Raw genomic sequence first — 14,555 nt, 5'->3', positions numbered from 1 at the left:
GACTTTAGTCTCTCATCTCACGTTCAGCGTCTGATAAGCTCGCTTGGAAAGACTCACGGCTGAACAAACGTTTCATATAGCTAAACAATGGAGCGCATTGAGTCTGTGACAATTCAATTTCCATTACAGGCAAACGCCACAACAGAGGTGCGATACAGCAGTCTACAATCGTAAACTCATCACTCATGAAGAAAGGCTTTTCACTGAAAATCAGTGAAATAGAGACCAGACTGTCACGTAACTCTTTACGACAACGCTCGATTTCATCATGATCAGCTACACCCTGCAGAATTGTGTCTGCATATTTGCACCAATCTCTTTGAATACGGTACATAAACAAACGACTTTCAGCACGAGCAACAGGATAGACGGGCAAAAGTGGAGGATGCGGAAACCGCTCATCCAAATACTCCATCATGACTCCCGACTCATACAACACCAACTCTCTATCCAACAGAGTCGGAAGACTGTTATAAGGATTTAGACCTACAAGATCTTCAGGCATATCATCAACTTTACAGTCAACAATATCCACTGCGACCCCTTTTTCAGCCAGAACAATTCTTACACGATGGCTGTAATGGTCATCGCCATCCGAAAAAAAGGTCATGGAAGAACGTTTTGCTACAACTCCCATCGAGTTACCCCACAAACAATCAATTGCTATAAACAAAAAAATCTACGCGGCCTAACGACCGCGTAGCTTCATAAACCAATACCTGAGTATTAGTGTATATCTCTCCAGTACTCTCTCTTCAGCAAGTATGCAAAGAAAGTGAAGATGGCCAAGAATATTAGAACATAGGTACCAATACGCTCAGACTGTAAGCGCGAAGGCTCACCGACATAAGCCATAAAGTTAACCAAGTCATAAATTGCTTGATCAAACTCTGCAGGACTCATACTTCCAGTACCGGCTTGAACTGTCAAACATTGGCCACTGCGAGTACCTGTTAACGGATCCAGTGTACCACTAAATCCACCTCGAGCCTCAAGTTCTTCACTTGTACAGTTATTTACAACTACACCCTGAAGATCTTCAAGCACGTTTGGCATGCCTACGTCCTTGAAAAGTGCGTTATTAACACCCCAAGGTCTTGAATCATCACGGTAAAAAGTACGCAAGTAAGTGTACAACCAATCTGTGCCTCTTAAACGCGCTTCAAGCGTCAGATCAGGTGGTGGCGCACCAAACCAACCTGCAGCATCTGTTTTGCTCATGGCAATGGTCATTTGATCATGGATTTTAAGATCACCACGAATCAAATACTCTTCCATCAAATCATGAGGCAAACCAATATCATCAGCTGTACGCTCAAAACGTTGGAACTCCATGGAATGACATCCCATGCAGCGGTTAACATACAGAGCCATACCTCGCTGTAACGAGGCTTGATCTCTTAGATCTGGCTTCATCGAATCTTTAGGATACGCACTGGCTGCCGCCTGAACTACAGCTGGCAGACACACCATCAATAGTGCAAATAGAAATTTTTTCATCAGCCTGTCACCCTTTGCGGAACTGGTTTAGTACTTTCTAACCTGGTGTAGAAGGGCATCAGGAGGAAGTAACCGAAGTAAAGCACGGTACAGATTTGCGCAACTAAAGTACGCGCATCCGTCGCAGGCAATACACCCAACACGCTCAAAATCACAAAGCTGATGGCGAACACAATCAAGTAAGTTTTGCTGATCCAACCTTTGTAGCGCATAGACTTAACTGGACTGCGATCCAACCAAGGCAATACGAACAGAATTGCAATCGCAGCCCCCATGACAACCACGCCCCAGAATTTCGCATCTAAGCCGAACAGGTTGAATGTAACCGCACGTAACATCGCATAGAAAGCAGTGAAATACCAAACAGGAGCAATATGATCAGGTGTTTTTAATGCGTTCGCTGGCTCAAAGTTCGGTCGTTCAATCATATAACCGCCGCCTTCTGGGAAGAAGAAGACGATAATTGAGAAGACGAACAAGAATACGCCGACACCCACTAAATCTTTAACACTGTAATACGGATGGAAAGGAATACCGTCTTTGGGAATACCGTTTTCATCCAGATTATCGTGGATTTCAATACCATCTGGGTTATTTGAACCCACTTCATGCAAAGCGATGATATGCAAAACGACCAGCGCAAGAATAACAATCGGCAAGGCAACTACGTGAAGAGCGAAGAAGCGGTTTAGCGTAATACCTGAGATCAGATAATCACCACGAATCCACTGCTGCAGGTCAGGGCCAATAACCGGAATTGCACCAAACAAAGATACAATTACTTGAGCACCCCAGTATGACATCTGACCCCATGGCAAGAGATATCCCATGAAGGCTTCAGCCATCAGTGCCAAGTAGATTGTCATACCAAAAATCCATACAAGCTCACGTGGTTTACGGTACGAGCCGTACATCAATCCACGGAACATGTGCAAATAGATGACGACGAAGAATGCAGACGCGCCAGTTGAATGCATGTAACGCAATAGCCAGCCGTACTCTACATCACGCATGATGTATTCTAAGGACGCAAATGCCCCCTCAGCAGTTGGGTTGTAACTCATGGTTAACCAGATACCCGTCACAATTTGGTTAACTAGAACCAATAACGCTAGAGACCCAAAGAAGTACCAAAAGTTAAAGTTTTTAGGAGCATAGTATTTAGCTAAGTGATCATCCCAAAGCGCGGTTGCTGGGAAACGATCATCTATCCAGCCCATTAGGCCAGGATTACCTTTATTACGATGACCAGCCATTATGAAGCCTCCTGATCTACACCGATGATAAGAATCGAATCATCCAGATACGAATGAGGTGGGATAACTAGATTAGTTGGTGCTGGCTGAGCACGGTACACACGGCCTGACAGGTCGAAGCGTGAACCATGACACGGACAGAAGAAACCACCTAGCCATCTATCACCTAAGTCAGCAGGAGCAACTTCAGGACGATAGGTGGGCGAACAGCCTAAGTGCGTACAAATACCAATCAGGACCGCATACTCGGGTCGCAACGACCTTGCTGGCGTCTTAGGTATGTAATCAGGTTGCTCTGATCGATTTGACTCTGGATCGGCCAGTTGATCATTCAGTTGCTCTAGATTCGCCAAGGCTTCTTCGCCACGACGTACGATCCAGACTGGCCTTCCACGCCATTCAACAATCATTTGCTGACCAGGCTCAAGTTTACTCACATCAGCTCTTGCGGGTGCACCCGCTGCCTTTGCTTTAGCACTTGGATGCCAGGACGCTACGAACGGGACAGCCACACCTACAGCACCAACTGCGCCTAACGCAGATGTCGCACCTAGGAGAAGCCGACGCCGACCTTTGTTCACGCCGTCATTGCTCATTAACTTCATCTCCACTCATTCGACGACCACTTTCCGAAAAATACGGTCAGCTCCGTCGCCAGTCATTTAAAACCTATAAATCGGATTCTTCAAATGGCGCAAATAGTAAAGAAAATACCCGATTTTTACAAGGTTAAAACCAGTCTACCTTAGGCCTATTCACATTTAAAAAACAGTCAAATACGCAATTAAAGTTTTGAAAAAGATAAAAAACCATAAAAAAACCCGAACCATGAAAGATTCGGGTTTTTTGATAAAGATCAACTTGCCCAAAAGGCAAACAGAAATTAACGCTTGGAGAACTGTGGACGCTTACGCGCTTTACGCAGACCGACTTTCTTACGCTCGACCATACGTGAGTCACGAGTAACAAAACCTGCTTCACGTAAAGATGCACGCAATGTTTCATCGTACTCCATCAAAGCACGTGTAATGCCGTGACGAATCGCACCAGCTTGACCGAAGCCACCGCCACCAGCAACCGTTACATATACATCGAACTTTTCAGCTGTACCCGTCAACTGCAGCGGCTGCATTACGATCATGCGCGCAGTTTCACGACCAAAATAATTTTCCATGGTACGCTGGTTAATAGTGACCTGACCTGTACCTGGGCGCAAGAAGACGCGAGCAGTAGAGGTTTTACGACGGCCTGTGCCGTAATACTGAGTAATAGACATATTCGCCTTCCCCTTAGATATTCAGTTCTTTAGGTTGCTGAGCCTGATGCGGGTGCTGATTACCAGCATACACTTTCAGCTTAGTGTACATAGAGCGACCAAGTGGGCCTTTTGGCAACATGCCTTTTACAGCCAATTCAATCGTACGCTCAGGGAAGGTTTGAATCATCTTAGTGAAGTTTGCTTCCTTAAGACCGCCTGGAAAACCAGAATGACGGTAGTACATCTTATCATTGCGCTTGTTGCCTGTTACGTGAACTTTTTCAGCATTAACAACAACAATGTAGTCACCTGTGTCCACGTGTGGAGTATATTCAGGCTTGTGCTTGCCACGCAGACGGCGAGCAATTTCAGTTGCCAAACGACCTAAGGTTTTACCCTCTGCGTCAACAACGTACCAGTCGCGTGTTACTTCGGCTGGCTTAGCGCTTACTGTTTTATTCATGAAATGATCACCTTAACTCGATAAGTCTCATTCCGCACTGTAAAAAGTACGGGCCCGACTTAGCTTATAGTTATTCGTTGGACAAACATTATCCAACCTTCACGTTCCCAAATTTTGAGAGCGGGCATTATACTGACTTTAACCAAGGTTTACGAGTACTAGTTTGTCTTTTTATGCAGATCTATGCTCTCTTGCGAGATACTCGTGCGACTGCATTTCAAGCAAACGACTTTTAGTACGCTCAATCTCAAAGGATAAACGACCCTCAGTGTAAATATCATGTATGCTGGTTTCTGCAGACAAAATTAACTTAACACCACTGTCGTAAAACTCATCCACTAAGTTTATGAAACGACGCGCAGCATCATCATTCTGACGTCCCATCTGCGGAACGTTACTGACCAGCACTTCATGATAGATTTTCCCCAACTCGATGTAATCATTCTGAGAACGAGGACCTTCACACAACTCTTTAAAATCAAACCACACAACATCTTCACACACACGACGACATTTTATTTGACGAGCGTTAACCTCGATCATTTTATCGCTTTCAGCTATATCGATATCGGGCGCAAGACTTTCGAAACTTTTGTTCAAACTGATGTCTGCTTCAGCATCTAGCGGATAATGGTACAATTCAGCCTGCTCTAACACCCGCAAACGATAATCAATACCACCATCAACATTCACAACCTCAGTGTATTTATTGAGCAAAGCAATTGCAGGCAAAAAACGCGCGCGCTGCAATCCATCTTTATAGAGACCATCGGGCACAATATTTGAGGTTGCAACCAAGGACACACCATTTGCAAACAATTGCTCCAATAACCCACCTAAAATCATAGCATCGGTTATATCGGTAACAAAAAACTCATCAAAACAAATAATTCGAGTTTCAGAGGCGTATTTCTTTCCAATTTCCACCAGAGGATTTTTAGTGCCCTCAAGCTGCTTCAGCTCTTTATGAACCCGTTGCATAAAACGATGGAAATGCGTGCGCGTTTTCTGCTCAAAAGGCAAGCTGTCATAAAAGGTATCCATCAAGTAGGTTTTGCCACGCCCCACTCCACCCCAAAAATACAGGCCTTTTAAGGGCTCTTTGGACTCTTTACGCATAATCCCCGTCAAACGACGAATCATACTGGGCACAGGTGCGTTAACAGACGCAATCAGCTCATCGTATAAGCGTTGAAGATGCTTAACAGCCATCTCTTGTGTAGGATCATAGGTAAAATCATCACGCTGAAGATCTTTTTTGTAACGCTCTAAAGGTGTCATTAAGCTCCAACCTCTGCCAATCGTTTGAAACAAGCGAGCAACTTTACTGCGCACCGACTTGACTTGCAATTATTCGTTGGCCTTAACGAATAATCATTTTACATACTCGGACTTTTGTGAGCACATACCCTCTAAAATCCAGGCCGATGCTTTTTCTGCAATCATTAATGTGGGTGAATTCGTATTTCCGCTAGTGATTGTAGGCATCACACTGGCATCAACCACCCTAAGACCTGAGATACCTTTCACCTGCAAACGCGAATTCAAAACGGCCATAGGATCATCCTCTGCCCCCATTTTCACGGTACCCACTGGATGAAAAATCGTGGTCGCAATATCGCCCGCTAAACGAATCAGTTCTTCGTCACTTTGATATTCTATACCGGGTTTAACCTCCTCAGGCTCAAAAGGAGCAAGTGCTGATTGGGCTACGATTTGCCGCACCTGTTTAAGGCTTTGAGCAGCAATCAATCGATCTTCATCGGTGCTCAAATAATTTGGGCAAATACGAGGTGAGTCCACTACGCTGGACGAGGCAATTTCGACCACACCCCGACTGGTTGGGTTTAAATTACAAACACTCACAGTCATCGCAGGAAAGGGGTGTAGGTTTTCACCGAATGCCTCTAAGCTCAGTGGTTGAACATGATATTCCAAGTTCGCATAAGGCTGCCCTGAATCTGAACGGGTAAATGCGCCTAACTGACTCGGAGCCATGCTCATGGGTCCCGAGCGTTTCAGCAAATACTCTGCACCAATCATTGCTTTTCCCCACACACTATTGGCCAGTGTATTGAGTGTTTTCACCCCCTTAACCTTAAAGACTGATCGTATTTGCAAATGATCTTGTAAGTTTTGCCCAACCCCTGGTGCATCCAGCCACACGTCTATTCCATGACGCTGTAGCAAAGATTTAGGCCCTATACCTGACAATTGCAATAACTGTGGCGATCCTATCGCTCCTGCCGAAACAATCACCTCCTTGGCCGCTATCACCGAATCATGCCTCCCTGACCGAATAACACTGACACCATGAGCTCTTGGAGCACCTTCACTTCCCGGCACTAACAAAATTTTTTCAACTTGAACTTCTGTCCATACCGTTAAGTTGGGTCTTGATAAAACAGGGCGCAGAAACCCCTTAGATGTATTCCAACGCCAACCTGACTTTTGATTCACCTCAAAGTAGCCAACGCCTTCATTATCGCCTGTATTAAAATCATCAGAGCGCGGAATTCCAGCTTGCGTTGCCGCCTCAGCAAATCGCTCTAACACATCCCAACGCAAGCGTTGCTTTTCAACCCGCCATTCGCCTCCATGTCCATGGTACTTTGAAAAGGCCTGCCCTTCTGTAGATTGTAAAAAAGACGGATCATCTAATCGGTAATGATGCTCATGCTTTCTAAAATCCTGAAGCACCTCATCCCATCTCCATGCTTGGTCCTGCGTAAGCTCAGCCCATGTATCGTAGTCCCTTGCCTGCCCTCTCATATAGATCATGCCATTTATAGAGGAACATCCACCTAAGGTTTTACCACGAGGGTAGCGAAGCACGCGTCCATTAAGGCCTGCGTCTGGCTGGGTTTGATATAACCAATCCGTTCGAGGATTGCCTATACAATAAAGATAACCAACAGGAATATGTATCCAGTGATAATTATCCTTCTTCCCCGCCTCAATCAATAACACCCGATTCAAGGGATCTCGACTTAAGCGATTTGCCAGCAAACACCCGGCTGAACCTGCGCCAACAATAATGTAATCAAATTCTGCAACTGACATCCTTACACTCACTTTTGATCAGCATAGAGCTGTATTATTTTTATAAACCCATCAAGCGAACAACAAAAGGCACTAGAATAGAACTAAGTACACCTGTCAGCCCCATTGCTAAACCAGCAAAAGCCCCCGTCAGAGTGCTTAACTGCATCGCATAAGCAGTACCAAAACCATGGGCAGCCAACCCTAGAGCAAAACCTTGACTCGCCTGACGTTTAACATTCAGTAAACGAAAGACTAACGGCGCCAATAAACACCCCATCACACCTGTAATCAATGCAAGTCCGGCGGCCAATGATGGGTAACCCCCTATTTGTTCTGCAATTCCAATCGCGATGGGAGAGGTCACCGACTTAGGCGCTAAGGATAGAAGCACCTCTGTTGAGCCACCCAATACGCTCCCAAGGGCAACAACTGTGATCACTGCCGTAACACTCCCTGATATACAGGCCAATAAAACAGGAAAAAATAAACGACGAATACGAGACAGGTGATCAAACAGCGGAATTGCCAACGCAACTGTGGCCGGCCCCAGTAAGAAATGTATGAATTGTGCCCCGGAAAAATAGGCATCGTAATCCGTGCCAGTGAGCATCAATAACGTAATAATAATTGCCATTGCAACAAGGACTGGATGCAAAAGAGCTGATCCTTTCGCCCAATCATTCAACTTTTTTGCCAACATAAATACGGCAAGGGTGACAATAATCCAAAACAAAGGCTGCGCCGAAAAATATACCCAGAATTTAGTGAGCTCCATGATCCTGGCCTTCCTTTGATTTAAACCTTTCCATCACCCATGCCACTACGATTAAGGTCAAAAACGTACTGACCAAAAGTGCCACCAATATGATCCACCACTGCTGCTTTATCTGATCAGCAAAGACCATTAAGCCAACTCCAGCGGGAATGAACAACAATGAAAGATGCGAAATCAAGCCTGTTGAGGTTAATCGCAAACCATCCGGCACCCTCCCCAGAACCATTAACCCGATCAACAAGATCAGCATTCCAGCAACAGGTCCAGGAATAGGGGCATTGATGGCCATCATCAATAACTCTCCCAATAACTGACAAAACAGCAAAACGAATAAGCCCTGCAACATTAATTTCAACCTTTTTTAGAAATTACCATCCATTTAAACGCATAGATGCACGTATTAAGCGCTGCTCTTCGGCTTCAATCTCATACAAATTATCTCGAATACTATGAATATGATCCACTGCCGCCTTCTGAGCTCTATCGGGATCTTTTTCAATAATGGCCTCAAATAGACGTGCATGCTGCTCATTGATTTGGCACATCGCAGCAGGACGGTGGTACAAATTATTTACCGATGCAAAGACTGAGCTAATCAATAAATCCGTTAGCGATTGCAATGTTTGCACCAACACAGGATTATGAGAGGCCTCACATATAGCGAGATGAAAGCCATGATCTAAGCGTGCATGATCTTGGGGCTTAAGGGTATTTGAGGCACTATGCGCCTCGACCCATTCTTGGTAGCGTCGACGAATCATAATTACATCCGCCGCCGTGGCACGCATGGCCGCAAGACGTGCGGACTCTCCTTCTAATAAAGCACGCACCTCCAATAAATCATAGAGAGTTCGCGGGTGATCACTAAACAAATGCATTAAGGGTGTTGATGGGCCGTTTAAAAGGGGAGCAACATAGGATCCCTTGCCTTGCTCTGTTCGAATAATACCGCGAGCCCTCAACAACTTTAACCCTTCTCTTAACCCTGAGCGCGAGAACCCCAGTTTTTCGGTTAAACGTCGCTCAGAAGGTAAACGCTGCCCAACACTTAATACACCATCTAGGATAAGCGTTTCAATTTTCTCAGCAACCTGATCAGCAACCTGTGCAGATGTTTTTTCCATAATCACCTCGATGTATCTGGTACGACCAAGATAGCTTAATCTCATCTCCGTTTTTCCATGATAGCCTGATCTGTTCAGGAATTATAAACCCTTATAGCAATCCACCACTTCAAACTGGTCAGACCAGAATTTAAGACCAAGACCAAAATAGTCTTTATGAACCAAACTTGACAAATCAGGTCAACTTACAAACACTGAAAGACCATCGTTGAATCAATATTCATTTAACCCATAACCTAATACTTAAGACAACTATGATACGTAGGATAATCGAACTCCTTTTAAGGACGATTTTTGAACGCTTATTCAAACTAACCCTTCATCAAGAGGGCGTGAATTTTTCACACCCTCGCTTACTGATTATTGCGAATCATCAGTCCTTCATTGATGGAATGTTACTGGCTCTGTACTTACCAATTAAGCCTGTATTTGTTGTGCATTCTGATGTCAGCGCCAATCCCTTTTTCCGTTATTTTCTCTCCAAGGTTGAGTTTGTATTAGTAGATCCTGCCCACCCTATGGCAATGAAAACCGTAATTAGACTCATTGAGTCAGGAAGACCAGTCGTCATCTTCCCCGAGGGGCGTATCACCCAAACAGGCTCGTTAATGAAAATATACGAAGGGCCTGCCTTTGTTGCTGCAAAAGCACAAGCAACACTGCTCCCCGTGTGCATCGACGGCGCTTCACGCACGTATTTTTCTAGATTGTCGGGCAAGCACCCACGGCAACTCTTTCCCAAGCTCAGCTTAACCTTCTTACCTACACGCCCCTTCAGAATGCCAGAGGGTGAAAGCGCAAAGCTACGTCGAAAAAGAGCGGGAGAAGCCCTCAGAAGCGTGATGCAAGAGATGATTTTTACCTCTCGCAAACCTGATACACTTTTTTACTCACTGTGCCAAGCAAGCAAACTGTACGGTAAGCGTCGTAAGCTGGTCGAAGATATCAAGCAAATTGAATACTCCTACAACGACCTGCTCAAAATGGCGTTAATGCTTGGAAAAAAAACGGAAGCATTTTCAAGTGAACAAGAAAATATCGGCGTTCTATTACCGAATCTTGCTCCGACCCTTGGCTTGATTTTTGGAATGACGGCTCGACAACGAGTTCCTGCCCTGCTGAACTACACAGCCGGAGTCGAGGCATTACAGTCTGCCTGCGACGTAGCTAAAGTAACGCAAATCATCACCTCCAAAGCCTTCATAGAACAAGCAAAGCTTGAAGATAAAACTACTCAATTGCGCGGAATCACCTTTCATTACTTAGAGGACATTCGTGCCAGCATCACGCTTGCAGACAAATTATGGTTAATGGGCTGGGCACTTCATCGCCCCTTATCGTTTGAGAAGCCTGTCTCCACAGAATCAACTGCGGTTATTTTGTACACCTCAGGCTCTGAAGGCAAACCGAAAGGGGTTGTGCTCTCTCACCGCGCCATCATGGCCAACATTAACCAAATACGTGCAGTGACTGACTTTTCTGTGTACGACAAGGTGTTTAATGCCTTACCTATCTTTCACTCATTTGGTTTAACGGCAGGTGCTCTTTTGCCTGTGCTATCGGGGATGAGTCTATTTCTGTATCCAACTCCCCTGCATTACCGAGTAATTCCAGAATTATCCTATGATCGGGGATGTACAATCCTATTCGGCACCTCTACTTTCTTAAATCATTATGGAAAATACGCACACCCCTATGACTTCCACCGCTTACGCTATGTGGTTGCGGGAGCTGAAAAACTATCCGATTCAGTGCGAAACCTTTGGTTCGAAAAGTTTGGTCTGCGTGTATTTGAAGGCTACGGCGCAACAGAAACCGCTCCCGTGTTGGCAGTCAACACCCCTATGGCCTATCGCTATGGGAGTGTGGGCCAGCTTCTCCCCTTGATTGAATCCCGCATCACGCTGATTGAAGGTATTGAACAAGGCGGTGCTCTGCATGTACGAGGGCCAAATCTGATGTCTGGCTACTTAAAAACCGATAAACCCGGCATTCTTCAGCCCCCTAGCTCTATCATGGGTGATGGTTGGTACGAAACAGGTGATATTGTTGAAATTGATGATGACGGGTATATCGCAATCGTTGGCAGGCTAAAGCGTTTTGCGAAACTAGCGGGTGAAATGATTAGCTTAGAGGTCGCAGAAAACCTTGCTTATGCGGTTTCACCTGACAAACTCCATGCTGTTTCCTCTAGGCCCGATTCCCGAAAAGGCGAAGCCTTGGTTCTATTCACAACAAACCCTACCCTCACGAAAGATCAACTCATTAAGCATGCACAGGCATCTGGTGTAAGCGAGATTGCTGTGCCTCGTGAAATTCACTACGTTGATCGCTTACCTGTTCTCGGAACAGGCAAAATAGACTATGTGACGCTTAAAACCTTAGCACAGGAGACTCACTCAGCAACCTAATGAGTAAAGACTCACCAATTACTGGTCTGACCAGTGACTGAATTGATTGACCTAATGCGATTCTGATACCAAGATTGCCTTAACCCAACTCTAGGTGAACGCAATGAATATCTTGCATGATGAACGTATTGATGGAAAGTTACCGCGTGTGAATCGCTCAGTTCTGTTACAAGAGCTAACCGCACACTTACCTGGTCTTCACCTTTTACATAAGGATGAAGACTTAGCACCCTATGAATGTGACGGCCTCTCTGCCTATCGCACCAAACCACTGCTTGTGGTCTTACCAGAAACAGTTGATCAAGTTCAAACGATCATGAAGATTTGTCATGATTTTGGCGCTCCTGTTGTGGCAAGAGGTGCTGGCACAGGGCTTTCTGGGGGCGCATTGCCCATCGAACAAGGTGTGTTGCTAGTACTGGCAAAGCTAAACAAAATCCTTGAAATCAATCCAGAGGGTCGCTTTGCTCGTGTGCAACCAGGCGTTCGGAACCTCGCCATTTCAGAAGCAAGCGCTCCTTATGGCCTCTACTATGCCCCTGACCCCTCATCACAAATTGCCTGTTCGATTGGCGGTAATGTTGCGGAAAATGCAGGAGGGGTTCACTGCCTCAAGTACGGATTAACTGTACACAATCTACTTAAAATCAACATTATTACGGTCGAGGGTGAATTTTTAACGCTGGGCAGTGATGCTCTCGACAGCGCGGGTTTTGATCTACTCGCACTATTTACCGGTTCTGAGGGGATGCTCGGCATTGTCGTAGAGGTCACCGTTAAGCTTCTGCCCAAACCGAACGTTGCAAAAGTATTAATGGCGAGCTTTGACGATATTGGCAAAGCAGGACAGGCTGTAGGCAATATTATTGCAGCAGGCATCATTCCTGGCGGTCTTGAAATGATGGACAATCTTGCCATTAAAGCGGCTGAAGACTTTATCCACGCAGGATACCCAATAGACGCACAAGCTATTTTACTCTGTGAGCTAGATGGCGTTGAATCTGACGTTGAAGAAGACTGCCAAATCGTTCGTTCCGTACTGGAAAACTCAGGCGCAACGGCTATTCAAATGGCAAAGGATGAAGCCGAACGTCAACGTTTTTGGGCTGGGCGTAAAAATGCCTTTCCGGCGGTTGGTCGCATTTCGCCTGACTATTATTGCATGGATGGCACCATCCCTCGCCGCGAACTCTCCAACGTACTGACGGGCATCCAAACCCTATCCGAAGAGTACGGCCTAGCCGTTGCTAATGTCTTCCATGCAGGGGATGGCAATATGCATCCTTTGATTCTATTTGATGCAAACCAACCTGGAGAGTTAGAAAAAGCCGAAGCACTGGGGGGCAAGATTTTAGAACTGTGCGTAAAAGTTGGAGGCTCTATCACTGGGGAGCATGGCGTTGGCCGCGAAAAAATCAATCAAATGTGCTCCCAATTTAATAACGATGAAATTGAAGTTTTTCATGCGGTTAAAGCGGCCTTTGACCCAAAAACTCTGCTAAATCCTGGAAAAAACATTCCAACCCTACATCGTTGTGCCGAGTTCGGAAAAATGCATATTCACAATGGCGAACTCCCATTTCCTGAATTGGAGCGTTTCTAATGACCCTAGCACCTTCTCATACGGCTCATGACTCCCCTTACCGTCCAGGTGACCGTCCTACAACAACATCTGAAGCATTGTTATTGGAGCAAGTACACCAAGCCATGGCTGAAAAAAAGCCTCTAAGTATCCAGGGCGGTAACACCAAATCATTCTTGGGTCGCCCCGTGGAGGCCCCTGTTATTTGCACAAAATCACATTCAGGGATTGTTAGCTATGATCCAACCGAACTGGTTGTCACTGTGCGTGCAGGTACGCTTTTATCCGAATTAGAGACTATTTTAGACGAAAAAGGCCAAATGCTGGCATTTGAGCCACCCCATTTTGGCGAACAAGCCACCGTTGGTGGCATGGTTGCAACAGGTCTTGCGGGGCCACGACGACCTTGGTCTGGCTCCGTTCGTGATTTTGTCTTGGGCACCAAAGTCATCACAGGGCAGGGTAAGTTGTTGCGCTTTGGTGGCGAGGTAATGAAAAATGTAGCAGGCTATGATGTCTCGCGACTCATGGTAGGAAGCTACGGCTGCCTAGGCCTCATCACCGAAGTGTCGATGAAAGTATTACCCAAACCTAAACATCAGCAACACCTTTCGCTTAAACTACCTCAAAGGGACGCGCTCGCCTACTTAGAAAAATGGGGACAAGCCTCACTCCCCTTAACAGCGGCATGTTTTTTTAATGACACCCTCTATTTGAGATTGGAAGGCGGTGATAGTTCTGTCAAAACCTTTGCAAATCAATTAAATGGCAGTGAAATTGATCCAAACTTTTGGGTTAGCCTAAAGGAGCAACAGCTCCCCTTCTTTAAGGACTCAGGCTTACTTTGGCGCTGTTCTGTTCCTTCTCAAAGCCCAGTTCTCGACCTCCCCGGTGAACAAATCCTTGACTGGGGTGGTGCTCAGCGCTGGCTAAAAACATCGCAATCACCAGAAGCCATTCGAACGGCCGTGGCCAAATTAGGCGGGCATGCTACCTCCTTTACGCCAGGTATCACTACAACTCCCTTCCATCCGTTGCCAAACTTACTGATGCGCTACCACCAACGGCTGAAAGCCAAACTGGATCCAAGCCAACTATTCAACCCCGGACGCATGTATAGCGATTATTAAAAGAGAGAGCC

14 protein-coding genes are annotated in these 14,555 nt (G+C 45.8%); 3 read left to right on the top strand and 11 right to left on the bottom strand.

Annotated features, from left to right (window positions below; all coding sequences use genetic code 11):
• Positions 1 to 4 precede the first annotated feature (4 nt).
• From DN062_RS10955 to glcC, 11 genes are all read right to left on the bottom strand, one after another.
• Positions 5 to 637 (bottom strand): glutathione S-transferase N-terminal domain-containing protein, encoded by a 633-nt coding sequence (locus tag DN062_RS10955; RefSeq protein ID WP_112159367.1) that lies wholly within the window; start codon positions 635 to 637, stop codon positions 5 to 7.
• Between the two features lie 89 nt (positions 638 to 726).
• Positions 727 to 1,500 carry a cytochrome c1 gene (locus tag DN062_RS10950; protein WP_112159366.1) on the bottom strand — a complete coding sequence of 258 codons (774 nt, stop codon included), beginning with the start codon at positions 1,498 to 1,500 and terminating at the stop codon, positions 727 to 729.
• Positions 1,500 to 2,756: a cytochrome b gene (locus tag DN062_RS10945; protein WP_112159365.1), complete on the bottom strand. Its 1,257-nt coding sequence runs from the start codon at positions 2,754 to 2,756 to the stop codon at positions 1,500 to 1,502. Before DN062_RS10945 ends, DN062_RS10950 begins: the two co-directional genes overlap by 1 nt.
• A complete protein-coding gene (gene petA / locus DN062_RS10940; RefSeq protein ID WP_112159437.1) occupies positions 2,756 to 3,352 on the bottom strand; it encodes a ubiquinol-cytochrome c reductase iron-sulfur subunit in 597 nt (198 codons plus the stop codon). The genes DN062_RS10945 and petA overlap by 1 nt, the downstream gene beginning before the upstream one ends.
• A gap of 287 nt (positions 3,353 to 3,639) precedes the next feature.
• Complete coding sequence (rpsI, locus tag DN062_RS10935) at positions 3,640 to 4,032, bottom strand: 30S ribosomal protein S9 (RefSeq protein WP_036509469.1); 393 nt, start codon at positions 4,030 to 4,032, stop codon at positions 3,640 to 3,642.
• Between the two features lie 13 nt (positions 4,033 to 4,045).
• Positions 4,046 to 4,477 (bottom strand): 50S ribosomal protein L13, encoded by a 432-nt coding sequence (gene rplM, locus DN062_RS10930; protein ID WP_112159364.1) that lies wholly within the window; start codon positions 4,475 to 4,477, stop codon positions 4,046 to 4,048.
• A 171-nt stretch (positions 4,478 to 4,648) separates the two neighbouring features.
• A complete protein-coding gene (zapE, locus tag DN062_RS10925) occupies positions 4,649 to 5,758 on the bottom strand; it encodes a cell division protein ZapE (RefSeq protein WP_112159436.1) in 1,110 nt (369 codons plus the stop codon).
• Between the two features lie 93 nt (positions 5,759 to 5,851).
• On the bottom strand, positions 5,852 to 7,540 hold the full coding sequence (locus DN062_RS10920) for a GMC family oxidoreductase (RefSeq protein WP_112159363.1): 1,689 nt from the start codon (positions 7,538 to 7,540) through the stop codon (positions 5,852 to 5,854).
• 40 nt (positions 7,541 to 7,580) lie between these two features.
• Entirely contained in the window at positions 7,581 to 8,297 is a 717-nt protein-coding gene (locus DN062_RS10915) for an LrgB family protein (RefSeq protein WP_112159362.1), read from the bottom strand.
• Entirely contained in the window at positions 8,284 to 8,643 is a 360-nt protein-coding gene (locus DN062_RS10910; RefSeq protein ID WP_112159361.1) for a CidA/LrgA family protein, read from the bottom strand. Before DN062_RS10910 ends, DN062_RS10915 begins: the two co-directional genes overlap by 14 nt.
• 22 nt (positions 8,644 to 8,665) lie before the next feature.
• Positions 8,666 to 9,421 (bottom strand): transcriptional regulator GlcC, encoded by a 756-nt coding sequence (gene glcC / locus DN062_RS10905; protein ID WP_112159435.1) that lies wholly within the window; start codon positions 9,419 to 9,421, stop codon positions 8,666 to 8,668.
• 254 nt (positions 9,422 to 9,675) lie between these two features.
• Between glcC and aas the strand changes: the two genes are divergently transcribed.
• The 3 genes from aas to glcE all read left to right on the top strand — a co-directional run bounded on the left by aas (position 9,676) and on the right by glcE (position 14,544).
• Complete coding sequence (gene aas, locus DN062_RS10900) at positions 9,676 to 11,832, top strand: bifunctional acyl-ACP--phospholipid O-acyltransferase/long-chain-fatty-acid--ACP ligase (protein WP_112159360.1); 2,157 nt, start codon at positions 9,676 to 9,678, stop codon at positions 11,830 to 11,832.
• Between the two features lie 103 nt (positions 11,833 to 11,935).
• Positions 11,936 to 13,435 carry a glycolate oxidase subunit GlcD gene (glcD, locus tag DN062_RS10895; RefSeq protein ID WP_112159359.1) on the top strand — a complete coding sequence of 500 codons (1,500 nt, stop codon included), beginning with the start codon at positions 11,936 to 11,938 and terminating at the stop codon, positions 13,433 to 13,435.
• Positions 13,435 to 14,544, top strand: a complete 1,110-nt coding sequence (glcE, locus tag DN062_RS10890) for a glycolate oxidase subunit GlcE (protein WP_112159358.1) — start codon at positions 13,435 to 13,437, stop codon at positions 14,542 to 14,544. Before glcD ends, glcE begins: the two co-directional genes overlap by 1 nt.
• The last annotated feature ends 11 nt before the right edge of the window (positions 14,545 to 14,555 follow it).

The sequence above is a fragment of the Nitrincola tibetensis genome (genome assembly GCF_003284585.1).
In the GTDB taxonomy this organism is placed as follows: Bacteria; Pseudomonadota; Gammaproteobacteria; order Pseudomonadales; family Balneatricaceae; genus Nitrincola; species Nitrincola tibetensis.
This window is presented reverse-complemented; position numbering and strand designations above follow the sequence as displayed.